Source organism: Sulfurovum sp. UBA12169 (genome assembly GCA_002742845.1).
GTDB lineage: Bacteria > Campylobacterota > Campylobacteria > Campylobacterales > Sulfurovaceae > Sulfurovum.
Map to the genome: position 1 here is coordinate 394,700 of DLUH01000005.1, position 25,310 is coordinate 420,009.

The window sequence follows — 25,310 nt, forward strand, 5'->3', positions numbered from 1 at the left end:
GTACAGATCTTTAATAAACAATATAATTAAAAAACCAATGATGGTGGACGTAGTTCAGTCGGTAGAGCACCAGTTTGTGGCACTGGGTGTCGCGGGTTCGAGCCCCGTCGTCCACCCCATTAACATTGAGAACCACCTAAAGAAGAAGCGCTAGTAGCTCAATTGGATAGAGCATCAGACTTCGGATCTGAGGGTTAGGGGTTCGAATCCTCTCTGGCGTACCATAAATAGAGAGTTCAATTATATTGATGCGTTCGTAGCTCAGCTGGATAGAGCACTCGCCTTCTAAGCGAGCGGTCTCAGGTTCGAATCCTGACGGACGTACCACTTTTCTTAATTGTTAAGAATCACATGCGGATGTGGTGAAATTGGCATACACGCTAGACTTAGGATCTAGTGCTTAACGGCGTGGAGGTTCGAGTCCTCTCATCCGCACCATGCACAAAGCCCTAAAATACGGGGTTTATAAAGTATTTTGCAAAGCGAGGGGATACCTTAGGGGATACCGACTTTAAAAAAACACTTCTTTTTATTAAAATTCAATCTTTTTTTATCATTCAATAGTTACTGTTCAAAGTTATCATTAATTTAAAAAACTCCAAAATTATTAATCAAAATGCACACCCTTTTTTATTGCGCCAAATACCACAAAAGTCAAAATTTTCTTTGTCTCCAAAAAAAGGTATAACAAATCAGCCGATTTCAGTCAAAAAACGTACCCCATGCCATCATTAAAAACATTCGGCCACACCGAACGATATGACATATTGTCCCCTCAAAAATCAATAAAAAAACTATCTGCAAAAAAACGGTTCAAAATTAGCATTATTTTGAAAAATCCCAAAAAAATCAGTCACTAATCGGCCATAATCGGTCACATTTCAGTCAAAACGCACACTTATTTTTTATTTTTGCCAAAAGCACCAAAACGTTACTTTTCCCCCATTGCTTCTTGCTGCTACCTGCTCGGAAATAAATCCGAATAAGATTTTTAAAATCGGTTTGCATAAAATCAGGGGTAGGGTGTCGGTGTTTACGTTATAGATTTGTAAGGATTTGCCTGTCCCTTTAGTCAATATTTGTAAAGATAAAGAATAAAACCAAATTTAATAAAAAATTAGTATTAAATATTTTTAAATTTAACTTGTAAATATTTATTTTTTGGTCTGATTTTTTCATTCTCAGCTCATTGCATTGATTATTTCATGTCAGGTGCAAATCCGCATTTTTTCTTTTCTGCCGCTATTTTAATAGCGTTATATTCACCTTTCATTCTTGCTATCTGCTCTTTTTCATCATCCCCTAAAGCCAATAAGAATAATGCCGGCCAAAAGATAACTACACCTGCTGTCATTGCAACAGCGTCCTTTGTATTTGTTGAATTTTGCTGTCCCGCCAACGCTGCTGTTTTTTCGTTAATCCTAAATATTTCCTCTTTTAACTGTTCGCATGTATAGCTTTCATATTTCAATGGCGAAACATAAGAAGCCTTAATACTGTCCGCTCTTTGTGCGCACCCTGCAAATAATATTGCAAGCACCCCAAAAATATAAATAGATTTTTTCATGCACTCCCCCCCCTGATATACAAAAAATAATTAATTCTTAATCATATCATCATCTTTGTACAATCGTCTTGATTTAAAACAAGTTCAAGTAAAAGCTTTACTATCCTAATGACAAGATTATTTTTTCTTTGTAATGTCGATATACCAGCTTGAAAGTGGCTACATTCAAAATTAACATTATTTAAAAACATAGTTATATGGAAAAAAAATATTTTCCAGTTTATTAACATAATTTATTATTCACAAAACGCTTCACCCAACTTAACAAAGCCTTGATTCTGTAATACTTTAGTATAATCAACTACTTTGACATAAATTTTTTCGCCTCTTAATCCTTTTTCATAGGCAACTTGGCATACATATTCTGCATAACCGTTTCGGTTACTGCCATCATCATATACCGCAACATAAAAATACCTATCCCCGTTCCAAATAGCATCTTGTACTATTTTCTCTTTTTCTTTCATGTGTGCTAAAAAATCTTTCTTGAGCGGTGCAATTATTTTTTCTTTTTCTTGCTTTTCTGTCTCTGCTTTTCTTTTCGATTCTCTTTCTCGGACCATCTTTAGTCTTTCTTCTTTAACGCTTTCTTTGTAGCCTTCTTTTATAGTATTAAAAACATTAAGCAATACTAAGACAAACCCTAAAAATATAATTGTTTTAATTGTCCATCTTATTTTAGTCTTTGTTGTCATTGTATTCCTTTTCTCCCTCTGCTATTTTCCATTTCTATTCCCTTCTTTTGCTAACTTTGAATTTATGACAATACAATGTGTCTTAAAAATAAACAAACCTACCGCTCTTTTTTTAATAATTGAATTTTGGCAGGGTGTCTTTCCTTCCTGCATCCTGAAGAGATGCTGTTTTCTCCATTTATATCCTTTTGCATGTTACTCATATTACTAATTTCTTACTGATACTTCGAAGTCGTTTTAGCTCTTTTATAAATGGATGTTTGTTGTGCATTATATTTAGAGGCAGTGTAGAACTATGAATAATTTCTTTCTCAATAGATTCTGCTTCATCTTTAGAGGTGCAAAGACTAAACTCAATTGACATTTGGTCTATGATGGTGTTTACAGTATCTTCATCATCCATAGGCACCTTTGCAAGTCCACAAAGAGTTTGTCTAAATGTACTTAAAAATCCTGATTTCACAGACGATTTAGAATGCTTTTGACTTATATGCCAATCAAGCCTTTGTCTCATGTTTTTAGCAATACCAACATATACAAAATATCCAAAACCATCTTTATATTCGCAGCCATCCATTGGTACATTAAGTAGATCAACCAAAGTCTGTGGCATATACCATTTATAGACACCTGGGTCAGTGGAGATTAAATTTAAGACCTCTTTATTTCTAAGTGTTTCAGCTAGCATAGTATTCCTTTTTTCTCCTACAAATCATAAAACTTATCAACAAACTTCACTATCTTGTCCAGTACCCTAGGAACGATGGTTCTACGTTCCATGTACTTTGGTGTAAAGTTCAACGTTTTGGCTACATCATCTTTTAGAGGCACTCTCTCTTCGTAGATGTAGGTATCGACTACTTTTCTGACCTCTACACAATTCAAGTTCTCTTCTTTGCATAGTGCATCATAAGCAATATCTTTTTCTTGCTCCCAGAACTTCTCAAACTCATTTTCAATGTTGTCTGAGTCATTTATGTGTAACATGTTTTCATTGATGAACTTTTCAATGAGCTCTTTTTTGCTTCTAAGATGCACTTGTCCTTCCATGATCCCAAGAATATTCTTTTTATGTGTCTCTTTATCTTGCTCATCCGCATCTTTGTATCTGGCAAGGAGTACCAGTATGTAAGTTACATTTATCTCATCTTTGTGTATCAGTTCCAGCTCAAAGTCTACATCTTCAAGGATGGATACTTTTTCGCTGCCTTCACCTCTTTCACCTTTTATCTTCTCGTACAAGTCAAGATACTTGGATTTATAGTCCTCAAACATCTGCTCACTCATGGACAGATCAGACCATTTAAAATCACTGAATCCTTCGAGAATGTTTTTTAGCCTCATTATCTCTCTAAAGGCTTTGATAAACTCCAACTGCTTCTCTTCACCTTGCTCTTTTAAAGTATCAACACTGTTTACACTAGGAGCTATTTTCATTAACTCCAAGAATGCTTCGTTAAATTTTGTTACGTACTCATCATACGGTTGCATCAAAATGATGTCTTTGGCATCTTTGTTTGAGAATAGGGCTATGGCATCATCAGTATTTTTCTTCAGGTTTCTAAAACAAACGATGTTGCCTTGCGATTTTTTCTCGTTGAGTATCCTGTTTGTTCTTGAAAATGCCTGTATAAGTCCATGATACTTTAGATTTTTATCTACATACAATGTGTTTAGTGAAGGACTGTCAAAGCCTGTTAAAAACATATTGACAACGAGAAGTATATCTATCTCTCTGTTTCTTACTTTCTTAGAGATGTCGTTGTAGTAGTTATAGAAGCTTTGAGAATCTCTTGTGCTGAATCTGGTGCCAAACATAGCGTTGTAGTCACCTATGTAGCCTTCAAGCTTGTCTCTGCTGTGTTGGTTGATATGTGACTCATCAATAGCAGCACCATCAGCTTCATCAATCTCATAAACACCATTGGCATCCTTGTCATCTTCATTTGCACTGTAAGAGAAGATGGTGGCTATTTTTAAATTATGCTTTTTGCTTTTGAAGAGTTCATAGTATCTTGTGAGCATATCGACACTGCTCACGCACATCATTGCCGTAAACTCCTTAGAATGCGTTTTTCTTGGGTGGTTAGCTATGATGTAGTCCGTTATCTTTTCTAGCCTCTGTGGGCTCTCTAGAAGCTCTTTAGTGTCTATGTCTTCTACATCTATGTCGATGTTAGTAGCACTGTCCTCTTTTTCTTTGTATCTACCCACATACTCCACCGAGAATTTTAAAACATTGTCATCACTGATGGCATCTGTGATCACATACTTATGCAGGCAATCATCAAAGAGTTCTCTGGTGGTTCTTTTTCCCAGTTTATTGCCTACTGCATTTTCAGCAAATATCGGAGTACCTGTAAAGCCTATCATCTGGTTTTTGGTGAAGAATTTGGTGATGTTCAGATGTGTCTCGCCAAACTGGCTTCTATGGCACTCATCAAAGATAAAGACGATGTGCTTGTCTTGAAGCTTCTTCATTCTTTCTAGGTACTGTTTCTTGCTTATGGCGGTGTTTAGTTTTTGGATAGTGGTGACGATGAGCTTTGTATCATCACCAAACTGCCTGACAAGGGCTTGGGTATTATCTGTTCCGTCAACCGAGCCGTCACTGAAGCTGTTGAACTCTTTGGTGGTTTGGTAGTCCAAGTCTTTTCTGTCGACCACAAACACCACTTTGTCAACATGAGGAAGTTTCATAAGTATCTGAGCTGTTTTAAAAGAGGTGAGGGTTTTACCACTACCTGTCGTGTGCCAGATGTAGCCATTTTTATTTGAATTCTGAACTCGGTCTATAATGGCTTCTGTGGCATGGAACTGATAGGGGCGCAGTACCATCAGTATCTTTGGTACTTGGGCGAGAACGATGTATTTACAGATCATCTTGGAGACATGGCATCTCTCTAAAAAGACATTGGTGAACTCTTCAATATTTGTGATGTTTTTGTTGTTTTTGTCTGCCCAGAAAAAGGTTTGCTTGAAGGATTGTTTACGGTTGTTGGAGTAGTATTTGGTATTTACCCCGTTACTTACGACAAATATCTGCACATAGTTAAACAGAGCATTATTAGAGCCATAAGAGTGTCTTTGATAACGGTTGATCTGGTTAAAGGCTTCTTTGATCTCCAAACCTCTTCGCTTTAGTTCTATCTGCACAAGCGGCAACCCGTTTATGAGTAGAGTCACATCATATCTATTTTTATACGAGCCATCTACTGTGACTTGATGTGTGACTTGAAAAAGGTTTTGGCACCAGTGCTCAGAGTCTAAGAACTCGATGTATTTGCTCGTGCCATCATCAAGAGGTAATACAAATTTATCTCTGAGTATCTTCGCCTTTTCAAACACGGAGCCTTTGTTTAAGTGGTTGAGCACTCTTTTAAACTCATTGTCGCTCATCGTGAAGGTATTGTGCTTTTCGAGTTGGGTTTTTAGGTTTGCTTCAAGGGCGGCATCATCTTTGATGCTGACACTCTCGTACTCTAAGCTTATGAGTTGTTTGACAAGGTTCTCTTCTAGTACAGCTTCGCTTTGCTTGCTCAACATAAATCCTTAGTTGTTATTTAAAAAATCCGATACAAAACCATTGTCTTTTAGAACTTTCATAATGCCCCTCAAAAGATAGTTATTCACAAATCTAATAGTATAAATCCTACCACCCTCAGTCACAGGTACAACAATGTTTTTGTCTTTGAGCTTACCCATAACCACCGCTTTTTTCTTTGAGTCTGTTATTCCTAAAAATTTCAGTTCCTCTGACTTCATCGCCATATCATCTTTGTTTATTAGATACTCTAATATTTTAAACTCTTGGTCTGTAATCTGTTTACTCTCTCGTGCCAGAATCAAAGTAGGTAAAAGGATTTGTTTTTTAACATACTCTTTATTGAGTAAGGAATCTATCTTTTCTATCTCATTTTTGAGTCCGAGAAGAAAGTATTCACACCAAGCTAAAATATCATCACTTTTGAGGGAATCTGCCAAAGAAAGCATGTCGTAGTATTTATCTCTATCTGTATAAAAGACAGATGAAGGATTGATGAGTCTTCCATTTTTGACTTGAAACCCTAGTTTGATTAAAAAAGCATAGTTGAGTAACCTGCCCATTCTACCGTTACCATTATCGAACGGGTGGATAAACTCAAATCTATGATGAGCAATGGCGACCATTAGAAGCTGATATTGCTCTTTGTGAGGAAAATTAATAAATTCAATGAATTTTTCAAAATACTCTCTTAAAACAAAATGATCTGGCGGAGTATGTCCAGAACTTTTTATCTTGACATTATGTGTTCGAAGTTCACCTGGATTTTTTGAACCTTCTCCACTTGGCGGTGGAGTTAGGTTTTTTGTCAAAATTTGATGAATTTCTGAAATAAATGCACGATTGAAAAGTGTGTCTTCATCTGTATGCTCTTCAATGAAATCGATGGCATTTTCCAAATTTTTAATTTCATCATCGCTTTCATCAGATACATTTTTTTCAATGATTTTTTCTACATATTCTGAAAGTGTTGTATTGTTCCCTTCTATTCTAGCTGAACCTAATGTTTCTAAAATGTGAAAAATATCTTTTAACTGAAAAAAAATGTGTGGGGGGACATCACCGCCAAGTCGCTTGGTTCTAAGTTTCTCTAAATCTAAAATAATATTGGCTAAATCACTACCCCAAGAAGGGTCTGGTATGATGATCTCTTTCATATTACTTCCTTTTTTATTTTTAGCTACTTCCAGTTTATGGATCAGAAGAGCCCATTATAACGCATATTTTATTATTTATTATTATTTTATTACTTGCCTTTTTTTAAGTGCACTACTTCCTCATGAGCGCTTTTTTCACACAAACATCTGCTGTAACAGAGCTTTTTTAAACTGTTTTGTAGATTCTAGCTGTTGCTCTATCTGTGAGATTTTTGTGTCTAGCGATGAGAGAAAATTTGCTATTTTTGTTTGTTCTTCAATGGATGATGGAATTGTTATTTTTATACCGCCCATAGTGTTATTCATCAACTTTGGGTTTCCGACATAGGAAACATGTTTTTTAGTAACAGAGTTTAAAATTTCGGCTATAAACTGATTGGCGTATCCTTTATCGCTTTTCAATACGCCACATACATTTGTACAATAGAACTTCCCTCGTCTTAAGTTTGCATCTCCCGCATTCGCTCCGTCTGTTGTCCAAGTTATGCAATCTTCAAATAAATATTCATTGTAATAGCCAGTTAACCCATTATTTTTAGTTTGAGATGAATACACTGGATATTGAAAATCATCATTTTTTTCTTGTGACATCATAGGAACAGCAAGGACATTCCCTCGAGTTATTTCAAAAATTTGACTTATTTTCCTCTCAACCCACTCCGAAAACTCACCCCCATCATCATCTCTAAACCGAATCTCTTGAGAGAATATCTTCTGCATCACACCTTTTTTGTACTGCTCAAGGAGTGCTTTCTTTTTGGTGAGCTGTTCTATCTTGGTATCTACTGAGGTTAGGAATGATGCTATCTTTTCTTGCTCTTGTTTTGAGGGTAAAGGTATAGGCATCTTTATAAAGTCATTATTAGTAATATTCATTCTATCGCTTCGTGCGCCATAATTTGCAATATTATTCATATACCTATGCCATTTTGTAGTATGAAAATACCTTTCTATAAAATCAAGATTTACAATTGTATCTTTTATTTTAAATACAGTATACAAGGGCGACATAACACCTGTGGCTAAATGATTTCTGTTTAATGGGCCTACCGGAGCAAAATTTGAAATTCTTGGATTGTAAATAAAATCATCTTTGTTGACAATATAATATCCTTCTAAATTATTTTGATTTGCTATGTCTTTATCAAAGTAATCTCTTTGAGACACTATTCCATTAATTGCTGAATTTGTAAAAACTTCATTAGACTGATTATCTTTATTCTTTTTGGCACTTCGAAAAGAAATACTTCCCAACCTCTTCTCTTCCCACTCTCCACTAAACTCTTTAAATCGTAACTTTGGCACATTCATCTTTTCGCTCATCTCAAACCTCAAAACGGCGTAGCGATACCAAGCTCACCGCAAAACTTTGCAATGTTCTCATCTGTTAGCTTTATCTCGCTCTCTAGGGCTCTAAGGTCGTTGGATACAGCTTCAAGGTCAATGGGCTCTTCCTCTTCAAAAGTATCTACATATCTAGGGATGTTTAAGTTGTAGTCATTCTCTTTTATCTCATCCATGGAAGCTAGGTACGAGTACTTCTCTATTTCACTTCGATTTTTGTACGTATCTACAATCTTTTCTATGTTCTCTTCAGTCATGTAGTTTTGGTTCTTCGCTTTCTCGAACTCATTGGAAGCATCGATGAAAAGCACATTTTCAGAGTCCTCTCTACACTTTTTAAATACCAAGATACAAGTAGGAATAGTAGTACCATAAAAGATATTTGCAGGCAGCCCTATAACGGCATCAAGGTAGTTTCTGTCTTCTATCAGGTACTTTCTTATATGCCCTTCAGCAGCTCCCCTAAAGAGTACCCCATGAGGAAGCACAACCGCCATAGTACCGTTATCATCTAGGTGATGTATCATATGTTGTACAAACGCGAAGTCTGCTTTGCTTGAGGGAGCCAATTTTCCATATTGTGAAAATCTATCATCACTCATGTGCAGAGGGTTTGCTGACCAGTTCGCTGAAAAAGGAGGATTGGCAACAATGGCTTCAAACTTATCATCCATGTGCTGAGGGTTCTCAAGTGTATCTTCTTGCTTGATGTCAAACTTTCTGTAATGGACATCGTGCATTATCATGTTCATACGGGCTAGGTTATAAGTGGTACGGTTAAGCTCTTGCCCGTAAAAGTTACTCACATCTTCAACCTCTTTAGCAACACGCAAAAGAAGCGAACCACTCCCGCAGGTTGGGTCATACACTGATTTGAGTTTAGTTTTTTTGTTAGTGACTATCTTTGCTAAGATTTTTGATACTTGTTGAGGAGTATAAAACTCCCCAGCCTTTTTACCAGCCCCAGAAGCGAACTGAGCAATTAAATATTCATAAGCATCACCGAGTACATCTCTGTTGGTATTTTCAAGCTCAAAGTTAATCTTGTCAAGGTGAGATAGTACTTTTGAGATGAGAGTGTTTTTGGCTTCTTCTGTTTTACCCAGTTTGGTAGAGGTCAAATCAAGGTCTTCAAACAGATGCCCAAAGTCATCTTCACTTTCATGTCCCATAGTGCTTTGCTCTATGTTCCTCAGTATCCCCGTAAGGTCTTCTAGGATGAAGTTATTTTTATCTGAGTTTCCTCTCTTGGCAACCGCAGAAAAAAGCTCAGAGGGCTTGAGAAAATAACCCAGTGACTCAATGGCATCTTCTTTGATAGCTTCAAGGATCTCTTTACCGTCTTCACTATTCTCATCAAGACTCGCATAAAGTAGTCCATCTTCTTTGAGTAGGTGGTCTGCATAGTTTTCTATCTTCTCAGAGAGGTACTTGTAAAAGATAAATCCAAGTATATAATCACGAAACTCATCAGCATCCATCTTGCCTCTAAGTGTATTCGCTATGTTCCAAAGTTGTTGTTCTAACGCTTTTTTTTGCTCTTCGCCCATATGCTTTTAGTCCCTGTTGTGTATACGTCTAAATATTTTACAGTAATTTAAAATAATGATGCTTTTTGCCTAGTATTTTTTTCAATTTTTATCAGTAATACGAAGATATGTTTCAAAGCACGCAATTTTTTACATAAATATGCACAAAAAAGAACAAAATCGTCACATTTTTTTAAGATGATTTGAAGAGTAGTGTAAATTTTAGCTCTTTTCAAACAGACACGAAAATAGCATTAAACACCGTAAATGCGTATACTTTTAAGGAGTTTTGCCTGTATTTTGTACCTAAAATTTGACACCTTTTCGCGAAGTTTTAAAAATTTTCTTTTTTGAAGGTTTTCAATAGGCTTTTTACTCTCTGGATATTACCTTCAGATGTATTAATAAAATAGGCAGTATGACGACCTATAAAGCTTGGAACACTAATAACATTTACTTTATATTTATGCCTAAGTTCATAGATTTCATTGCGTACCCTTGAACTAGTACCGTCAAGCTTACAAAAATGTCCTAATACGATGTCTCCATGATGCAAAGCTTTAAGTACCAAGTAAATCCTTTTTCTCATGCTATCTCCTTTCCATTTTGTAAGTATTAATGCAAAATCGCTGTACACCCCCAAAATAGGGGCTTAGCTGGGTGTTGCTGTGTAAAAAAGTATTATTAACTTACGCGCGCGTACGCGCGAGGCTAAATCTTTTCTATCTTCACGCTTACCCCTGTAGCTTTTTTGATGCTCTTTTGTATCTTTTCCGAAAGTTTGTCCAAATCTTTTAATTTGTATCCTTTCAGGTATGAGCCTTTAAAGACAAACTCTAATCTCATCACTACATCATCATTTTTAATTTTCTCTTTTTTGAATTTGTTGTAAATTTTAATATCCATCTTTTGGTTAGCTCCTTTCTCTTTTGGTGTTTTCCAGTAGGTCGTAAGTCCGTACCTAAACGGTTTTCTATTCTTGGACAATGCCTTTATAATGCCTTTGGGTATCTCTTCCAAATAATCTAGGGCTATGTCTATCCTTGTAACTCGCGCATACATCAATTGGTTTTCTAACTCTCTAAACGTTTGAAGCAAGAGGCGGGAACGTTCATTATACCCGTGAAGCCCTGCAAATTCTAAAGTTTGCCTATTCGGTGTAACTGAAAAGGTTTTAAGCGGTAATCTCAATCCCAAATAGGTGTGTATAATCTTGGCTTCCTTGATGTTCTGTTTCAAAGATTGTCCAAACGCATCACTCCATAAAATAGGACTGAATACCGCTTTACTCTTTACAGTTTGTACGCTATAATCTTGATGGTAAATGAAGACCGCTTCCAGCTGTTCTGCGCTAAGGTTTAGAGAGTCTATTTTAGCTCTCTTGTACCTCATAAGTATAGGGCTTCATGAGTGCCCTTACTTTGGCTTTAAAGTTCTTGTCCAGTCGATAAATACCGATACTGACTTTTTTGCCATTTCTTTTTGTGACTTCTTTTGTTTCAGTATAAAAAATAATATCTTTTACATAGTCATAATCCACTCTCAATAAAATAGAAAGTTTTATTCTTATTCGCTTTCTGATTACATCTGCTAAATTGATGTGCTCAAATATTTCTTTGGAATAAAAGCTACATAGTCTATTATCATCATTGAGTGCCATTGATAGAATACGCTTTTCAAGCGGTGTGAAATTGATATTTTTCATTTTTCACCCTCGATTGCAACCATGTTCGCTTCAATAAAGGCTTCAATATCGCTTCTTTTGTAGCGTATGTATTTTCCGATTTTAGAATAAGGCAGATTGATATTTGCCATTCTCCATTTTGCCAGCGTGCTTTTACTAATAAAGTACTTTTCGGTAACTAGGTGTGGTGTAAAATATTCTTCTTGAATATTCATGTTTATTTCTCCTAATAATTAAATTAGGAAGACGGCGGGGGTGTTCGTGAGTCCGTGGCAAGCATTGTTACTTTGACTATAAGCACAAAGAATTACACTAAACGTAATTTTTTTAACAATAGGCTAAGTTTCTATCGTGTACAATTTGTACAAATGGTAGTTTAATTACTATTTTGACGAAAACTTTCCAATCAGTTATATCTTATAGTCGCCAAACTTGAAAAGATATAATGACTTTCAGGACTCGCGGTAAACCTTTTACTGCCTTCCTGAGTGTATTATAATGGAAAAGTAATTGTTTTTATTTGATTTATTTCAAAGTAAAGTAATAATTCCCTTGTTGCTTTTATTCCACGTCCTCAAAATCAACGTCTATAACCTCATCTATCTTTTTATAGCCCTCTTGGCTGCTTTTGTAGTGATTGATAGATAGATACTTGTTAATCGTGTTCACGTCTTTATGTCCCAATATCCCGCTCAAAACAACCGCTTCTGTTTTTTGTTCTGCCAGCATGGATACTAAAATGTTCCGCATGTAGTGTGGGCTTAGCTTATCAAATTTTTCAAGTTCGAGATTTGCAAAGATCAATCCTTTTTTCGTTCCGTTGTATCGCTCTAAAATCTCTTTTAATTCGCCCGTAAAGGTATCGTTCCATCTTAACCCCTCTATGTATTCAATCTTCTTTTCTTTGGCTTTAAGCACCGTGTAGGCTTGATATAACGGGTTATCGTTGCAATGCTTCAAAGCAAGATACTTAATGAGATTTCTCATCTGCCTATCAATGTTTGATATTTTTTTTCCAGTCGTCGGGCTTTTAAACACTAAGCCTCTTTTGGTATCGTTTATTTTTAATAGCGGCTCTTTGATAAAAGACGGTAATTCGTATTTTTGTTTATCGTCGTTTTTTGTATCCTCTATCCAGTAGTAATTATTTGTAAAGTCGATATTCTCCCATTTAAGCGTTAATACTTCTGTCTTTCTTCTGCCAGTAAAGCTAAACAAAAAGAGGGCTTTATAAAATGGCTCATCCTTGTATAGCGTGATGATGCCTTGATACACTTGGTTGAATAGTTCTGTCGCATCTGTGACTATCTTCTTTTGGTTTGGCACTTTTACCGTTATCCATGCCGCGGGGTCTTCCTTTAAGTATTTATTTTTCATGGCAAATCTAAAAAGGGGCTTCAGCACTTCCAGTACGGTCTTTTGTGTTCGCGGTTTTAACCCTCGTTCTCCCATATCATGCAAAATCTTTTTAATGTCCATTTCTCTTAATTTGTCTATCTTCTTTTTTCCGATAGCGTTCTTGATGTAGAGGTTATAAATATACTGTTGCTTTTTTGTCCATGATTTCGTTTTATCCAGCGTTTCAAAGTAAAAATCAAAGAGCTTATCAAGGTTAATATTTGATGATGAGGTGTAGCCCGCTTCAATGTCTGTTTTAATCCGTTCGAGTTTGTCTTTTGCTTTTTTGTCCGTTAGTTTGTCGGTTTCGCTGTGTCCTAAAATCTTTTTTTGTAATTTTCCGTCTATTTTGCACCACATGAGATATTTATATCCCTTTGTGTTGTCTTTGGTTTTACTTTTATAAAGGCCAGGATATTTTGTCTGCTTAAAGTCTTTTAAATCAATAGCCATTTTTTTACCTCTCATTTGGGGGATACTTTGGGGGATACCAGCATGCGGAATTATTATACATTCTAAGAAATTAATATAAACTTCAAAGCCCGTAAATACGTGGGGTTTTACATGATGATAGATTGTAGTAAATCAATAGTAACTAAGTTCGAGTCCTCTCATCCGCACCATCTTATACTTCAATACAATCTAACAAAATCTAAAATATCTTATAAAATCCCCTTAAATACGAGCTTTGAAGCCTATTGTTAATTTATTACAGTCTAACTTAATTCAACAGAAGCTATAATTTTTTACGGTAACTCACGCCAATTCTAATCACAAGTGCAATTCCACCTCAATCAAGCAGATAGAACTTTCGTAAATTCTTTTAATTTTTTGAATGTTGTTTTTTATTAGCCTCTCACAATTACTTCTCAGAAATTACACTTATTGTTAGATAAAATAAATCTCTTTGGCAGCTATGCCAAAAAACCCAAACTCTTGTAGGGCAGTGTGGGGGATGCATCATTTTGCTCAAAAAAAGAGTAAAGGTGCTTTTTGGAACACCAAAATGCCCAAAAATAATCTTTTTTCATCACAAAAAATATAAAACTTTACGACTTATGTGGTCGAGGTGAAGTTTTCGAGAATTTGCACAGGTGTAATTTCTTATCAAAAATAATAGTATAATGATTTTATTATTCCAATGTTAGGATGTGAGGATGGATAAGACATTTGTTTTGTTTGTGGTTGTGGGGATAGGGTTTATTTATTTTATAACTTCTTTTATAGGCGAAATACAAAAAGAAGATGACAAATTTAGTAACACTGAATATGCACTGAAGCATAAATATGATAAATATTACAGTTTAGATAGTGTAGGCAGAGATATTTTAATATTTGCGGATGCAGACGAAAAAATACAAATCGAAGCATGGCAACACAGCAAACTAAAAAAAGAATTTCTAAAGCTTTTCCCTGATTTTGGTGAAATGAAACGTTTTGCAAATGAAAGAATCAGGGGTGATTTGTTTCAGACAAAACTTTTAAATGTGATCAATGAAACAGAAGGTCAATTTTTTGAAGGTACATTAAACGCAGAACAAGCCAAACAAAAGCTTGACTTGTTGAAGTAGTTTTTATTTAGACTGGATCCTTGTGCTATTGGTAGCAAGGATCGGTCATCTTATTTCTGTCCGCATACAAATATACCTCTACGCGTCTGTTGAGCGCTCTATTTGCTGCAGTATCATTCGGAGCTATAGCTTTATTGTAAGAACATCCTTTGGTTAAAGGACGGCCGTTCACAGCAAGTATATTGGCTACAGAGGCCGCTCTTCTTTCTGAAAGTCCTTGGTTGTACTCATAGCTTCCTTGGTTATCGGTAAAGCCTGCGACTCCCACTACGGTTTGCGGATAGTTTTGCAAGAGCTGTGCAACTTTGTTTACTTTATAGCGTGCATTTGACTGTAGGTTTGACGAATCAGTGGCAAACATCATGCGGTCTCTAAACATGATTTTTACATAATTATTTGTTTTTGAAACGATAATGTCTCTTTGCGGGTCAAGTACGGCAAGAGGATCATTGTCTACCCCCGTTCCTAGCGCACGAGCCACTTCATTGGCTTGCTGGTCTAAACTGTATCCGATTGCGCCACCTGCTGCAGCACCCAAAAGACCTCCGATAAGAGCTCTTTGTCCTTTGTCGTGCCCTTTGGTATTGTATCCTATCAGTGCGCCTGCTAATGCACCGGTTGCAGCACCTGTTTTGGTTCGATCATAACTTGTATCTTGTGTCAATCCGGGTTCGTTGTAACATCCGCTTAGCATGAATGCCACTAATGTAGAGGCAATCACAGGTTTTACTAATTTCATCTCTTTCTCCTTTAAAATGTATATAGTGCTTAATATTATTCCCAACCGCCGGTTTCTACAGGCTCTGGATTTTGATTATCTATTGCATGACCAATTGCGCCGCCGGCAGCCGCACCAAGAAGACCGCCTATAACAGCACGTTGACCTTGGTTGTCTCCCTTGGTATTGTACCCGATCACAGAACCTGCTAACGCACCCGTCACTGCACCTGTTTGAGTTGCATTGCTAGGAACAGCTTCTTGTCCCGTACAACCACTCAATCCGATCATGCATGCACTACCTGCAATGACAAACTTTACTATTTCGAGCTTCATTCATTCTCCTCAATTTAATTATATAATGAATAAATTATAGCATAGAAATGTGTCAAAATTGTGTCATTTCTTTTGGGACGTTATTTTTTCATGCCACTCAAAAAGAGTTTTTTCAAAACCTATCTGTTTTGTTTGGTAAAACTGTTTGGGTTTTGTGAGATAATCTTGTTTTATCCATCCTCCAAAATCATGAGGATAGAGATATTCATTCGCATGCGTTTTAATATGGGAGGGGATCGGGGTGACTCCCTCTTCTTTTAGGGTTTGCAGGGCATGATTTATGGCCATATAGGCCGCATTTGACTTGGGAGAAGAGGCAAGATAGATAACCAATTGAGAAAGGGTTATTCTTGCTTCGGGATAACCGATATGCTTAACTATGTTTAGCGCAGAACTGGAGAGATTGAGCGCGTGCGGATTTGCGTTGCCTATATCTTCACTGGCTAAGATAGCTAAACGTCTAGCAATAAATTCTGCGGGCTCACCCCCGTCCACCAGTCTGGATAGATAATAAATAGCCGCATCAATATCACTTCCGCGTATACTTTTTATCATGGCCGATGTTAGTTCGTAGTGATTTTCACTTTCTGAGCTTCCTGCCTGCATGCCATGAGGTCTTATCTGCTTGAGTGTATGAAGTGTGATTGGCGTTTCAATTGTGCTTGCAGTTTCAAGCAGATTTAACATGGCTCTTGCATCTCCTCCGCTTGAAAAAATTAAATATTTTCTTGCTTCTTCTTCAATAGCGATATTTTCTGCATTTAGTATTTTTTCAAGATAGGTTGCCATATCTTCTGTGCCTAGTGGCTTAAGTTCAATGAGATGAGAACGTGAACGCATTGCGGCAGTGAGCGAATAATAAGGGTTTTCGGTGGATGCTCCGATAATGAGAGCAGCTTGATTTTCCATAAAAGGCAAAAGCACCTCTTGTTGATTTTTGCTTAAGCGATGCACTTCATCGATAAAAATAAGCGGTTTTTGTAATGCATAGGCATAATCTTTGAAAATTTGGCGTAACTGTTCTATTTTGAGGGTCGTCGCATTCATCTCGTAAAACGGTTTTTCCAGTTTTGATGCAATGATGCGCGCAAGTGTTGTTTTTCCGGATCCGGGGGGGCCATAAAAAAAAGTGTGCAAAAGCGCATTGGCTTCAATTAACTTTCTCAGCGGTGAAGAAGGATGCATTAGATGAGGCTGCCCCATGAACTCATCCAATGTTTTTGGGCGATATTTGAGTGCAAAATTTGCCAACGACTATCCTTTTTTTTTGCGTTGATCTTTATCTTTGTTTTTATCTTTATCTTTGGCTTGATTTTGTTTGATTCTCTTCATAAATTTATGCACATCATCATACTCTTTTCGTGTAAAAAAACGTGTTTTATTTGTGGGAAGATTATTTAGCTCTATTCCTCCAAAAGCAACACGCTTAAGATCGAGTACTGCGGCATCAAAATGAGCAAAAAAACGTCTAAGTTCACGATTTTTGCCCTCTGAGATGGTTACCCTAAGTTTGGTGAAGTTTTGTCCGGCATGACGAATTTCATAGTGCGCAAAAGGGGCAAATTCCATACTGGTAATAGTGCTTTTGCTGTGGGCTCCGGCTCTCGCATCATCTAAAATAAGTCCTTTTTCCATCGCTTCCATCATTTCGCTGGTGATGGGCTTATCTATTTTGATGTTATAGGTTCTGTCCAGATTACTCTCCATGAGTGCTTGCGCCACCTCTGGAGTGTCTGTTAAAAGCAAAAGTCCTTCTGAGGCGTAATCAAGTCTTCCCACCGGGATAAAGTGTCTAAATTTCCCAGAAAGCTTGTGATAGATGGTTGTTCGTCCTCTGTCATCTTTTTTGGTGACCAGTACTCCTTTTGGTTTGTTGTACACAATGATCGTAAGTTCGGTACGCACCTTGATAGGTTTTCCCTTAATATAAATGTGATCCCCTTCTTTCACTTCATAGCTAAAACTTTTAAGAACCACTTTGCCAAGCGTAACTTCGCCTGCCTCTATGAGTTTGTCTGCATCACGACGTGAATATTTGGTATGATGTGAAATGTATTTGTTGAGTCTCATGTGCATTGTCCTATTTGCTTTTAATGCCGGCATTGATTAGATCATGGATGTGCAATACGCCGATGATTTTTCCTGATTTGTTCGTGATGGGTAACAGTTGTATACGTTCATTTTCTATGATTTCAAGCGCTTGACTTGCAAGCAGTTGGGTATCATGATAACTTTTTGGGTTTCGTGTAGCATAGTCTATGGCAAGATGTTCTAAGCTGAAAGATTCTTTCATTAATGCCCTTCGCAAATCTCCGTCACTAAGCAGCGCGCAGAATTTTCCTTCTTTATCGACGATAAGTACGGTGCCAAGTTTCCCTTCGCTCATGGTAACGATAGCTTCTTTAAGTTTTGTGTCATCGCGGATAATGGGCAGCGCTTCTGTACGCATGAGATCTTTAATTTTGATAAAGAGTTTTTTGCCCAATGTGCCGCCGGGATGAAAAGAAGCAAAATCTTCGTGCCTAAAGCCTCTTTTTTCCATCAGCGCCACAGCAAGAGCATCTCCTATGGCCATGGTAAGTGTAGTGGAGGAGGTAGGTGCAACATTGAGAGGGCAGGCCTCTTTTTCTACAGAGATATCTAAAAATACATCCGAATAGTATGCAAGTGAAGATTTTGGATTACCGGTTAGGCCTATCAGCGGAATTTCAAAACGTTTGATGTGTGGAAGAATTTTGGTAAGCTCTTCGCTCTCTCCGCTACTGCTGATGGCGAGCAGGGTATCTCCTTTGCTTATCATTCCTAGGTCACCGTGCAGTGCTTCAGTGGGGTGTAAAAAAAAGCTAGATGTACCTGTGCTTGCAAAAGTCGCAGCCATTTTTGCGCCCACTAAACCAGATTTTCCTACACCGGTAATAATAAGTTTTCCTTTTGTATGCATGATGAGATCAATAGCGTCTAAAAAATTTTTGTCAAGCCGAGCTGCAGCCCGCTCAAGTGCTTGCGCTTCAGTGTAGAATGTTTCTTTTGCGGTTTTTATGAGGTCCATTGTGTAGCCTTTGTTTGAATGAAAAATTATAGCATAAGGTAACTCTAAATAGAGAAGAAAGGTCTAAGAAGAGGGACGCCCACCTTTTTGAATAGGAGGGCGGATTGATTGGGACTAGATGATAAAAATTGTTGGAATAATAAGAGGATATCTTTTTTTGGTACGCACTACATGTTTTCTGACACTGGTTCTAATTTCATTTTCAATATTTCTGTGATCTTTTAGCGCTTCAGGCTTCATATTGAGCAGCATGGTTTCAAGAAGCAGTTCAATCTCTTTAGCAAATTTTTTGTCATCTTTGTCAGCCACAAGTCCATGGGAAGTAACAATCGGTTTTCCCACTACTTTTTGATTTTCCTGAGAGACCTGCGCAACGATATTGATAATACCGTCTTCGGCCAGTTTCTGTCTGTCTAGGACCACATCATTCTCAATCTTCATATTGTTTTGGTTGTCAATATATGTTTTTCCGTTTTTGACGGTTTTTACTTTTTTGATATATTTTGGTGTGATTTCAACTTGATCCCCGTCACTCATTAAGAGAATATTTCTCTCCTCTACCCCGCAACTGACAGCTGTTTTTGCGTGCTGGGCAATGTGATTGTACTCGCCGTGTACAGGCAAAAAGAATTTTGGCTGTATAAGCCTAAGTACGAGTTTTTGTTCTTCTTGTGCCGCATGTCCTGAAACGTGAATATCTCCAAACTCTTTATAGCGTACAGTCACTCCTGCTTTCATAAGGAGATTCATGAGCTTGGAAACAGAGGCTTCATTTCCCGGGATAGCGCTTGCAGAAATAATAACTGTATCGGAAGGCTTAAGTTTGATATGGCGATGTTCATCAGTCGCCATTCGGTTAAGTGCAGCCATTGTTTCTCCCTGGGAGCCGGTAGTAACAATAAGTATTTCATTGTCTTTGTATTTAGGAGCTTCATGCACCTCAATAAAGTGTTTATCGTCAATATCTATATAGCCTAAAGCTCTGGTTGTTTCGACATTTCTTTCCATAGAGCGTCCAATCACACAGATTTTTCTTCCCGTAGCAACCGCTCTTGTCATAGCCTGGTAGATGCGATGCATATTTGAAGAAAATGTTGACATGATTACTCTTCCCGCAGCAAGATCAAAGAGTGTATCAAATGTTTTGCCTACCACTGATTCACTTTTTGTAAACCCGGGATTATGAGAATTGGTGGAATCAGAGAAAAGACATAAAACACCTTTTGCTCCATAATAAGCATAACGATGCAAGTCTGCAGTATATCCATCGATGGGGGTGTGGTCTATTTTGAAGTCAGCAGTATGTACTATGGTTCCGGCAGGCGTTTCGATGGCAAGAGAACATGAATCTATGATAGAATGGGTCATATGGATCCATTCTATTTTAAGGTCACCTATCTCATATTGTTTTCTTTTGGTAATAAAGTTAAAATATTTTGCATCTGCTTTAAGACCATGTTCATTAAATTTATTTTCTATCATTGCAAGAGCCAAGGGTGTTCCGTATACGGGAAATTTTAACTCTTTAAAAAGATAAGGCATTGCCCCGATATGGTCTTCATGTCCATGCGTTATAACAATAGCTTTGATTTTGTCTTTAATCGTATGAAGATAAGAGAAATCAGGTACCAAAATATCTACGCCGTGCATCGTTTCATCCGGAAAACTCATCCCTACATCAATAATGATAGCAGTTGTTTCTGTTTCAAGTACTGCCATATTGCCACCTATTTCGCCAAGACCTCCCAGCGGCGTAAAGCGTATTTTTCCTTGACTTGAGATATCCAATTGCTTCCAGGGTTGCATTCTTGCATTTTGAATACGTGTATTTTCATTGATAGAGGCACGCATCTCTTCGCTTACTGTCGTAGAATTTTTTTTGCGATTTTTATTTTTGCTGCCGATATTTTGAGTATGGGTCTTTTGGCCGGGTTTGTTGCTTGAGTCCGGTCTCTTGTTCTGGCCCGGGTTTGCCTTGGTATTGGCATCTTGATTAATGTTTTGTTCTTGTATCGTTTGCGGGTTTATTTGATTTTTGTTTGGATTGGGTTTTCTGTTTGGATGTGATGTTCTGTTTGGGTTTTCACGTTCTGTCTGTCCATTTTGATTGGGATTTTTTGTCCGGTGGGGGTTAGGTCTTCTGTTGCGTTGTGATCTGCTTTCTTGATTTTCTTTTTTGTTGTTTATGTTTTCGTTGTCCATCTAAATAATCCTTTAATTCATTATATAAGTGATGATATATAGATGTCTCAGCCTCATGGGGTCGCAAGAGGGCGTCTAAGCCCAATTTGCTAAAAGTTTGCTCTATCATCTCTTGAGGAAAAGCAGACATGAGATTTCTCATAAGTTTTTTGCGCGGTTGCCCAAAAGCAATTTTGAGAAACGCTTCAAACTTTTCGTCATCCCTTGTCATCTCTTTTTCGATTAAAAGTACCGCGGAAGTTACTTTTGGCGGCGGCACAAATGCTTCAGGTTCAACCTCGAAACATACTTTTGCTTTGCCGGTACTGCCTGCAATAACAGAGAGGGCAGAAAAAGCCTTCTGTTTCACTCTGGCAGCAAATTTATCCGCCACTTCCTTTTGTACCATCACCAGTATTGACTGACAATGGGTATCTTTTAATGCCTTTAGGATGATATTGGTAGCAATATAATAGGGCAGGTTGGCCACCAGATGATAAGGTTCATCCAGCAAGCTCCCTGACTCCCAACGCTCAAGCACATCCCCGCATTCCAATTTGAAGTTCCCTTGATGAATGGGTGTTTCAAATAGCACGCTCAGATGCTCACATAATCTTTTGTCAACCTCAAATGCTGTGACATTTTTAGCTTTTATAAGCTCTTTGGTTAAATCACCTAATCCAGGCCCAATTTCTGCAACCCTGAGGCTGTCTTTGGGCATCGATTGGATGATTTTTTGTATATAGATATCATTTTTAAGAAAATTTTGACCAAATCTTTTATCCGCAAAATTAGCCAAATCCTTCTGAATCATACTATAATATACCTTTATAAACTATGCCAATGGATAATTTTTGTATAATTTTACCATAATTTTTAAAGGAAGATGACTAATTAGATGGATTATTTTGCAAAACGTATCATCCCCTGCTTAGATGTGAATGATGGAAGAGTAGTTAAAGGGGTGAATTTTATTGGATTGCGTGATGCGGGCGATCCGATAGAAGTTGCAAGGCGCTATAATGACGAAGGTGCGGATGAAATTACTTTTTTGGATATTGGAGCAAGCCATGAGGGTCGAGATACTATAGTGGACGTAGTAAAAAGAGTAGCACAAGAAGTATTTATTCCATTGACTGTAGGCGGCGGAATACGTCAATTGCAAGATATTTATAATCTTCTTGATGTCGGTTGCGATAAGGTTAGTATAAACTCTGCCGCGATTAAAAGGCCAATGTTTATAGAAGAGGGCGCCAAGCGTTTCGGATCCCAATGTATTGTGGTTGCTATTGATGCCAAAAGGGTGAGTGAAAGTAAGTGGCATGTCTTTACGCATGGCGGCCGGAACGATACGGGAATAGACGCATTTGCATGGGCCAAAGAAGCTTGTGAAAGAGGAGCCGGAGAGTTATTGGTGACCTCTATGGATGCAGACGGAACCAAGGCCGGGTTCGATAATGAACTTAACCGTAAAATTAGCGATCACGTTAATATCCCTGTCATTGCCAGCGGGGGTGCGGGCACAATGCAGCATATAGAGGAAGCATTCACTTTGGGGCATGCAGATGCAGCTTTGGCTGCATCTGTGTTTCACTTTAAAGAGATAGATATTATGGAATTAAAACACTATCTGCGGGCAAAACAAATTCCTGTAAGGATATAAGATGATTATCTGTGCCGGAGACAGTGAAAATTTTGATTTTGCTACGCCTGTAGGAATAGGAATGACAAATGTTGCGATCAATCTTACGAGACTATGTCTATTAAATCCTCCGGAGTTTATACTTTTTGTGGGAACAGCAGGAAGTTATGGCGAAAAAAAAATATTTGATATCATCGAATCAAAAACAGCGACCAATATTGAAAACAGTTTTTTTACCGGAACTTCTTATACTCCTATAGACAATGTAGTCTCAAGCGCAGAAGATGTTTCACGTGAAACCTTTGTGAACTCTTCAAACTATATTACTACTGATGACAAATTGGCAAAGCATTATATTGGCCACCATATTCATCTTGAGAATATGGAATTTTATGCTGTACTGAAAGTAGCTAAGGAGTTTCGGATCTCTGCAGGGGGAATATTTGTCGTAACAAACTATTGCGATACAAATGCACATAAAGATTTTTTAAAAAACCAAAAAAAGGCCATGATGAAACTTACCGCCTACATGAAAAATAGACTCAAATAACCATTTATAGTGTTTTGAACTAAATTTAAGATGATAAATAACAAAGAAAGAAAAATGAATAAAAAAATAATACAAGACTTTACCAAAGAAGAACTGAGTGAAATAATCAAGCCTTCTTTTAGGGCGAAACAGATATGCCATTGGATTTATCATAAATATGCAAGCTGTTTTGAAGAGATGAAAAATATCCCCAAAGAGATGCGAGAAAAACTCGAAAAAGAATATACACTGACTCCATTAAAAACTATTATGGTTCAAAACAGTAAAGATGGCAGCCGTAAATATCTATTTGAGTTACATGACGGACATACAATAGAAGCAGTACTTCTTTTGATGAGGGAAAAAGAGTATCATGAGGACGGCTCTATAAAGCATCAGGAACGGTATACTGTTTGCATCTCTTCTCAGGTGGGGTGCAAGGTTGGATGCGCATTTTGTTTGACAGCAAAGGGCGGTTTTGTTCGAAATTTAACCCCAGGAGAAATTGTATCCCAGTTGCTTATGATTAAAAAAGATAATGACATTGATGCCAATCGCCGTGTCAACATTGTTTATATGGGCATGGGGGAACCTCTTGATAACCTGGAAAATGTGGCTAAGGCGGTGAAAATCTTTGCGGATCCAGAGGGCATGGCCATTGCGCCTCATCGCCAAACAATCTCGACCTCAGGACTGAGCACAAAGATAGAAAAACTTGGAAAAATGGAATTGGGAATCAACCTTGCCATATCGCTGCACGCGGTAGATGATGACCTTAGACAAAAACTTATGCCGATCAATAAAGCATACAATATCAAATCTATTATTACGGCAGTTAGAAATTTTCCTGTCAACGACAGAAAAAGAGTTATGTTCGAATACCTTGTTATTAAAGATGTCAACGATGATATTTCAGCAGCCAAGAAGCTTTTAAGTTTGCTTGACGGCATTAAAGCAAAAGTCAATTTAATCTATTTCAATCCTTATGGAGGAACAGAATTCAAAAGACCGGAATATGCCGATATGCTGAAATTTCAAGAGTATTTAACGCAAAGAGGACTATTGTGCACCATTCGGGAATCTAAAGGTCTTGATATCTCTGCGGCTTGCGGACAACTTAGAGAGCAAGAACTCAATAAAAAAGAGATATGATGACAAATTTGGATGAATTTTTAGTGATTTTTATTATTATTGTCGTACTGATAGGGGCGGGCTGGTTTGTATATGATGCCAATAGAAATGACAAACAATAAGGCTTTGCATCCATTGCAGCAGTTGGCTGAAATGTTTTATTTTTGTAAAAAATTTGTTTTTGCAGACGAAAAATAAAATTACTTTTTATGACAATATAAGTGTTTTTCTGTTGCCTCTGCTATTAGATTATCGATTAAATTTTCTTTTTTCTTTTTCGTAAATCAATTTTTTCATCTTAATAAAATCGGTTCTGCTCTCGATATAAAATTTTGAATTATACTGAAAACGTAAACTTTGTGCATGAAGCAATAGTCTGCCGGCTCCCATCTGAATCATGCGTTCCTCATCTTCAAGAACTTCATCTAGATAGGCATTGCTGGCATGAAAAGTCGGGCCATAGATGGGATCACCCAGGATCGGATGTTTCACGTGAAACAAATGTATCCTGATTTGATGTGTTCTGCCGGTTAAAGGATAGCATGCGAGCAATGTAGCATCTAGTTTTTCATCATAGTAAAGCGGCTTGAAATCTGTGTGCGCAGATCTTCCGGAATCATCAATTAGTACTTTATGTTTTGTTGCACTGTAGTTGTCGTTAACCTTGATGGATTTGGTAACAGAAAACGGCTCTGTAATTTTACCATCCACCCAGGCCAAATAACTCTTTTGTATGGTTTTGGCCTCAAATGCATTTTTAAGATAGGTTTCGGCTTTTTTGTGTTTACTTGCAAGCAGTAATCCTGATGTTTCCATATCGATACGGTGCGTAGCATTGGCATCATTTCCGGCTAAATGACGTATTTCATCAAGCATCGAATAGGGTGTTGACATGGTGTTGGGATGAACTAAAATACCAGAAGGCTTCTCGAGAATCATAAAATCTTGATTTTGAAAAAGAGGAAGATGATTTTGAGAGCGCGGTTTAAAATAAACTATTTCTATCTCTCCCATTATTTTTTCTCCAGGCTTATACATAGACTCACCATGTATAAGCAGCCTACCTTTTGTGATGAGCCTTTGGGCTTCGCCTTGGGTTGCATCAAACGTACGCATGATATAAAGGAAAGCAGGCATCTCCTTAGCGACAATAAATTTTTCTTTGACAAATGGCATCTTTACCTCTCTGTAACTGCGATTTTGGTAGAATGATATCTAAAATTGTTGAATAGGAAT

Annotated in this window: 24 protein-coding genes and 4 tRNA genes; 8 read left to right on the forward strand and 20 right to left on the reverse strand. The window is 37.4% G+C overall.

Annotated features, from left to right (window positions below; all coding sequences use genetic code 11):
- Nucleotides 1–43 precede the first annotated feature (43 nt).
- From CFH81_06920 to CFH81_06935, 4 genes are all read left to right on the forward strand, one after another.
- Nucleotides 44–119 (forward strand) — tRNA-His (locus CFH81_06920).
- A gap of 28 nt (nucleotides 120–147) precedes the next feature.
- Nucleotides 148–224: transfer RNA gene (locus CFH81_06925), tRNA-Arg, on the forward strand.
- Between the two features lie 26 nt (nucleotides 225–250).
- Nucleotides 251–327: transfer RNA gene (locus tag CFH81_06930), tRNA-Arg, on the forward strand.
- Nucleotides 328–353: 26 nt separating this feature from the next.
- Nucleotides 354–438: transfer RNA gene (locus CFH81_06935), tRNA-Leu, on the forward strand.
- Nucleotides 439–1,198: 760 nt separating this feature from the next.
- On the opposite strand, the gene CFH81_06940 is transcribed toward CFH81_06935, so the two are convergent.
- The 12 genes from CFH81_06940 to CFH81_06995 form a co-directional block, all read right to left on the reverse strand.
- On the reverse strand, nucleotides 1,199–1,567 hold the full coding sequence (locus tag CFH81_06940) for a hypothetical protein (protein DAB39945.1): 369 nt from the start codon (nucleotides 1,565–1,567) through the stop codon (nucleotides 1,199–1,201).
- Nucleotides 1,568–1,803: 236 nt separating this feature from the next.
- Nucleotides 1,804–2,262: a hypothetical protein gene (locus tag CFH81_06945; protein DAB39946.1), complete on the reverse strand. Its 459-nt coding sequence runs from the start codon at nucleotides 2,260–2,262 to the stop codon at nucleotides 1,804–1,806.
- A gap of 199 nt (nucleotides 2,263–2,461) precedes the next feature.
- Nucleotides 2,462–2,950 carry a hypothetical protein gene (locus CFH81_06950; GenBank protein DAB39947.1) on the reverse strand — a complete coding sequence of 163 codons (489 nt, stop codon included), beginning with the start codon at nucleotides 2,948–2,950 and terminating at the stop codon, nucleotides 2,462–2,464.
- 17 nt (nucleotides 2,951–2,967) lie between these two features.
- Nucleotides 2,968–5,805, reverse strand: a complete 2,838-nt coding sequence (locus CFH81_06955) for a deoxyribonuclease HsdR (protein DAB39948.1) — start codon at nucleotides 5,803–5,805, stop codon at nucleotides 2,968–2,970.
- Nucleotides 5,806–5,814: 9 nt separating this feature from the next.
- On the reverse strand, nucleotides 5,815–6,963 hold the full coding sequence (locus CFH81_06960; GenBank protein ID DAB39949.1) for a cell filamentation protein Fic: 1,149 nt from the start codon (nucleotides 6,961–6,963) through the stop codon (nucleotides 5,815–5,817).
- 135 nt (nucleotides 6,964–7,098) lie between these two features.
- A complete protein-coding gene (locus tag CFH81_06965; protein DAB39950.1) occupies nucleotides 7,099–8,286 on the reverse strand; it encodes a restriction endonuclease subunit S in 1,188 nt (395 codons plus the stop codon).
- 8 nt (nucleotides 8,287–8,294) lie between these two features.
- Nucleotides 8,295–9,857 carry a type I restriction-modification system subunit M gene (locus tag CFH81_06970; protein ID DAB39951.1) on the reverse strand — a complete coding sequence of 521 codons (1,563 nt, stop codon included), beginning with the start codon at nucleotides 9,855–9,857 and terminating at the stop codon, nucleotides 8,295–8,297.
- Between the two features lie 313 nt (nucleotides 9,858–10,170).
- On the reverse strand, nucleotides 10,171–10,425 hold the full coding sequence (locus CFH81_06975) for a hypothetical protein (GenBank protein ID DAB39952.1): 255 nt from the start codon (nucleotides 10,423–10,425) through the stop codon (nucleotides 10,171–10,173).
- 122 nt (nucleotides 10,426–10,547) lie between these two features.
- Complete coding sequence (locus CFH81_06980; GenBank protein DAB39953.1) at nucleotides 10,548–11,228, reverse strand: hypothetical protein; 681 nt, start codon at nucleotides 11,226–11,228, stop codon at nucleotides 10,548–10,550.
- Nucleotides 11,209–11,541 carry a hypothetical protein gene (locus tag CFH81_06985; GenBank protein DAB39954.1) on the reverse strand — a complete coding sequence of 111 codons (333 nt, stop codon included), beginning with the start codon at nucleotides 11,539–11,541 and terminating at the stop codon, nucleotides 11,209–11,211. The genes CFH81_06980 and CFH81_06985 overlap by 20 nt, the downstream gene beginning before the upstream one ends.
- Nucleotides 11,538–11,735, reverse strand: coding sequence for an excisionase (locus tag CFH81_06990; GenBank protein ID DAB39955.1), 198 nt, complete (start codon nucleotides 11,733–11,735; stop codon nucleotides 11,538–11,540). Before CFH81_06990 ends, CFH81_06985 begins: the two co-directional genes overlap by 4 nt.
- A gap of 346 nt (nucleotides 11,736–12,081) precedes the next feature.
- Nucleotides 12,082–13,386 carry a hypothetical protein gene (locus tag CFH81_06995; protein DAB39956.1) on the reverse strand — a complete coding sequence of 435 codons (1,305 nt, stop codon included), beginning with the start codon at nucleotides 13,384–13,386 and terminating at the stop codon, nucleotides 12,082–12,084.
- A gap of 689 nt (nucleotides 13,387–14,075) precedes the next feature.
- Between CFH81_06995 and CFH81_07000 the strand changes: the two genes are divergently transcribed.
- Nucleotides 14,076–14,489, forward strand: a complete 414-nt coding sequence (locus CFH81_07000; protein DAB39957.1) for a hypothetical protein — start codon at nucleotides 14,076–14,078, stop codon at nucleotides 14,487–14,489.
- Between the two features lie 25 nt (nucleotides 14,490–14,514).
- Here CFH81_07000 and CFH81_07005 read toward each other — a convergent pair whose 3' ends face one another.
- The 7 genes from CFH81_07005 to CFH81_07035 form a co-directional block, all read right to left on the reverse strand.
- Complete coding sequence (locus tag CFH81_07005; protein ID DAB39958.1) at nucleotides 14,515–15,228, reverse strand: hypothetical protein; 714 nt, start codon at nucleotides 15,226–15,228, stop codon at nucleotides 14,515–14,517.
- 35 nt (nucleotides 15,229–15,263) lie between these two features.
- Nucleotides 15,264–15,542 (reverse strand): hypothetical protein, encoded by a 279-nt coding sequence (locus CFH81_07010; protein ID DAB39959.1) that lies wholly within the window; start codon nucleotides 15,540–15,542, stop codon nucleotides 15,264–15,266.
- 63 nt (nucleotides 15,543–15,605) lie between these two features.
- Nucleotides 15,606–16,793, reverse strand: coding sequence for a recombinase RarA (locus tag CFH81_07015; protein DAB39960.1), 1,188 nt, complete (start codon nucleotides 16,791–16,793; stop codon nucleotides 15,606–15,608).
- Between the two features lie 3 nt (nucleotides 16,794–16,796).
- Entirely contained in the window at nucleotides 16,797–17,612 is an 816-nt protein-coding gene (locus CFH81_07020; GenBank protein ID DAB39961.1) for a pseudouridine synthase, read from the reverse strand.
- 10 nt (nucleotides 17,613–17,622) lie between these two features.
- Nucleotides 17,623–18,591 carry a KpsF/GutQ family sugar-phosphate isomerase gene (locus CFH81_07025; GenBank protein ID DAB39962.1) on the reverse strand — a complete coding sequence of 323 codons (969 nt, stop codon included), beginning with the start codon at nucleotides 18,589–18,591 and terminating at the stop codon, nucleotides 17,623–17,625.
- A gap of 114 nt (nucleotides 18,592–18,705) precedes the next feature.
- Nucleotides 18,706–20,793 carry a ribonuclease J gene (locus CFH81_07030; GenBank protein DAB39963.1) on the reverse strand — a complete coding sequence of 696 codons (2,088 nt, stop codon included), beginning with the start codon at nucleotides 20,791–20,793 and terminating at the stop codon, nucleotides 18,706–18,708.
- Nucleotides 20,723–21,586, reverse strand: coding sequence for a 16S rRNA (adenine(1518)-N(6)/adenine(1519)-N(6))-dimethyltransferase (locus CFH81_07035; GenBank protein ID DAB39964.1), 864 nt, complete (start codon nucleotides 21,584–21,586; stop codon nucleotides 20,723–20,725). Before CFH81_07035 ends, CFH81_07030 begins: the two co-directional genes overlap by 71 nt.
- An 84-nt stretch (nucleotides 21,587–21,670) precedes the next feature.
- Here CFH81_07035 and CFH81_07040 point away from each other — a divergent pair, with 84 nt between their 5' ends.
- From CFH81_07040 to CFH81_07050, 3 genes are read left to right on the forward strand one after another with little or no spacing between them, the layout of a single operon-like run.
- Nucleotides 21,671–22,435 carry an imidazole glycerol phosphate synthase subunit HisF gene (locus tag CFH81_07040; protein ID DAB39965.1) on the forward strand — a complete coding sequence of 255 codons (765 nt, stop codon included), beginning with the start codon at nucleotides 21,671–21,673 and terminating at the stop codon, nucleotides 22,433–22,435.
- Between the two features lies 1 nt (nucleotide 22,436).
- On the forward strand, nucleotides 22,437–22,964 hold the full coding sequence (locus CFH81_07045) for a purine-nucleoside phosphorylase (GenBank protein ID DAB39966.1): 528 nt from the start codon (nucleotides 22,437–22,439) through the stop codon (nucleotides 22,962–22,964).
- Between the two features lie 54 nt (nucleotides 22,965–23,018).
- Entirely contained in the window at nucleotides 23,019–24,095 is a 1,077-nt protein-coding gene (locus CFH81_07050) for a 23S rRNA (adenine(2503)-C(2))-methyltransferase RlmN (protein DAB39967.1), read from the forward strand.
- Nucleotides 24,096–24,323: 228 nt separating this feature from the next.
- On the opposite strand, the gene CFH81_07055 is transcribed toward CFH81_07050, so the two are convergent.
- Nucleotides 24,324–25,250 (reverse strand): RNA pseudouridine synthase, encoded by a 927-nt coding sequence (locus CFH81_07055; GenBank protein ID DAB39968.1) that lies wholly within the window; start codon nucleotides 25,248–25,250, stop codon nucleotides 24,324–24,326.
- Between the last annotated feature and the right edge of the window lie 60 nt (nucleotides 25,251–25,310).

Bases quoted from the DNA above. Each gene is read 5' to 3' on its own strand.
- CFH81_06960 (DAB39949.1), bottom strand. From the start codon at position 6,963: ATGAAAGAGATCATCATACCAGACCCTTCTTGGGGTAGTGATTTAGCC.
- CFH81_07030 (DAB39963.1), bottom strand. From the start codon at position 20,793: ATGGACAACGAAAACATAAACAACAAAAAAGAAAATCAAGAAAGCAGA.
- CFH81_06940 (DAB39945.1), bottom strand. From the start codon at position 1,567: ATGAAAAAATCTATTTATATTTTTGGGGTGCTTGCAATATTATTTGCA.
- CFH81_07005 (DAB39958.1), bottom strand. From the start codon at position 15,228: ATGAAATTAGTAAAACCTGTGATTGCCTCTACATTAGTGGCATTCATG.
- CFH81_07040 (DAB39965.1), top strand. From the start codon at position 21,671: ATGGATTATTTTGCAAAACGTATCATCCCCTGCTTAGATGTGAATGAT.
- CFH81_06975 (DAB39952.1), bottom strand. From the start codon at position 10,425: ATGAGAAAAAGGATTTACTTGGTACTTAAAGCTTTGCATCATGGAGAC.
- CFH81_06970 (DAB39951.1), bottom strand. From the start codon at position 9,857: ATGGGCGAAGAGCAAAAAAAAGCGTTAGAACAACAACTTTGGAACATA.
- CFH81_07045 (DAB39966.1), top strand. From the start codon at position 22,437: ATGATTATCTGTGCCGGAGACAGTGAAAATTTTGATTTTGCTACGCCT.
- CFH81_06950 (DAB39947.1), bottom strand. From the start codon at position 2,950: ATGCTAGCTGAAACACTTAGAAATAAAGAGGTCTTAAATTTAATCTCC.
- CFH81_07010 (DAB39959.1), bottom strand. From the start codon at position 15,542: ATGAAGCTCGAAATAGTAAAGTTTGTCATTGCAGGTAGTGCATGCATG.
- CFH81_06995 (DAB39956.1), bottom strand. From the start codon at position 13,386: ATGAGAGGTAAAAAAATGGCTATTGATTTAAAAGACTTTAAGCAGACA.
- CFH81_07020 (DAB39961.1), bottom strand. From the start codon at position 17,612: ATGAGACTCAACAAATACATTTCACATCATACCAAATATTCACGTCGT.
- CFH81_06990 (DAB39955.1), bottom strand. From the start codon at position 11,735: ATGAATATTCAAGAAGAATATTTTACACCACACCTAGTTACCGAAAAG.
- CFH81_07000 (DAB39957.1), top strand. From the start codon at position 14,076: ATGGATAAGACATTTGTTTTGTTTGTGGTTGTGGGGATAGGGTTTATT.
- CFH81_07035 (DAB39964.1), bottom strand. From the start codon at position 21,586: ATGATTCAGAAGGATTTGGCTAATTTTGCGGATAAAAGATTTGGTCAA.
- CFH81_06965 (DAB39950.1), bottom strand. From the start codon at position 8,286: ATGAGCGAAAAGATGAATGTGCCAAAGTTACGATTTAAAGAGTTTAGT.
- CFH81_07055 (DAB39968.1), bottom strand. From the start codon at position 25,250: ATGCCATTTGTCAAAGAAAAATTTATTGTCGCTAAGGAGATGCCTGCT.
- CFH81_06980 (DAB39953.1), bottom strand. From the start codon at position 11,228: ATGAGGTACAAGAGAGCTAAAATAGACTCTCTAAACCTTAGCGCAGAA.
- CFH81_06945 (DAB39946.1), bottom strand. From the start codon at position 2,262: ATGACAACAAAGACTAAAATAAGATGGACAATTAAAACAATTATATTT.
- CFH81_06985 (DAB39954.1), bottom strand. From the start codon at position 11,541: ATGAAAAATATCAATTTCACACCGCTTGAAAAGCGTATTCTATCAATG.
- CFH81_07050 (DAB39967.1), top strand. From the start codon at position 23,019: ATGAATAAAAAAATAATACAAGACTTTACCAAAGAAGAACTGAGTGAA.
- CFH81_07025 (DAB39962.1), bottom strand. From the start codon at position 18,591: ATGGACCTCATAAAAACCGCAAAAGAAACATTCTACACTGAAGCGCAA.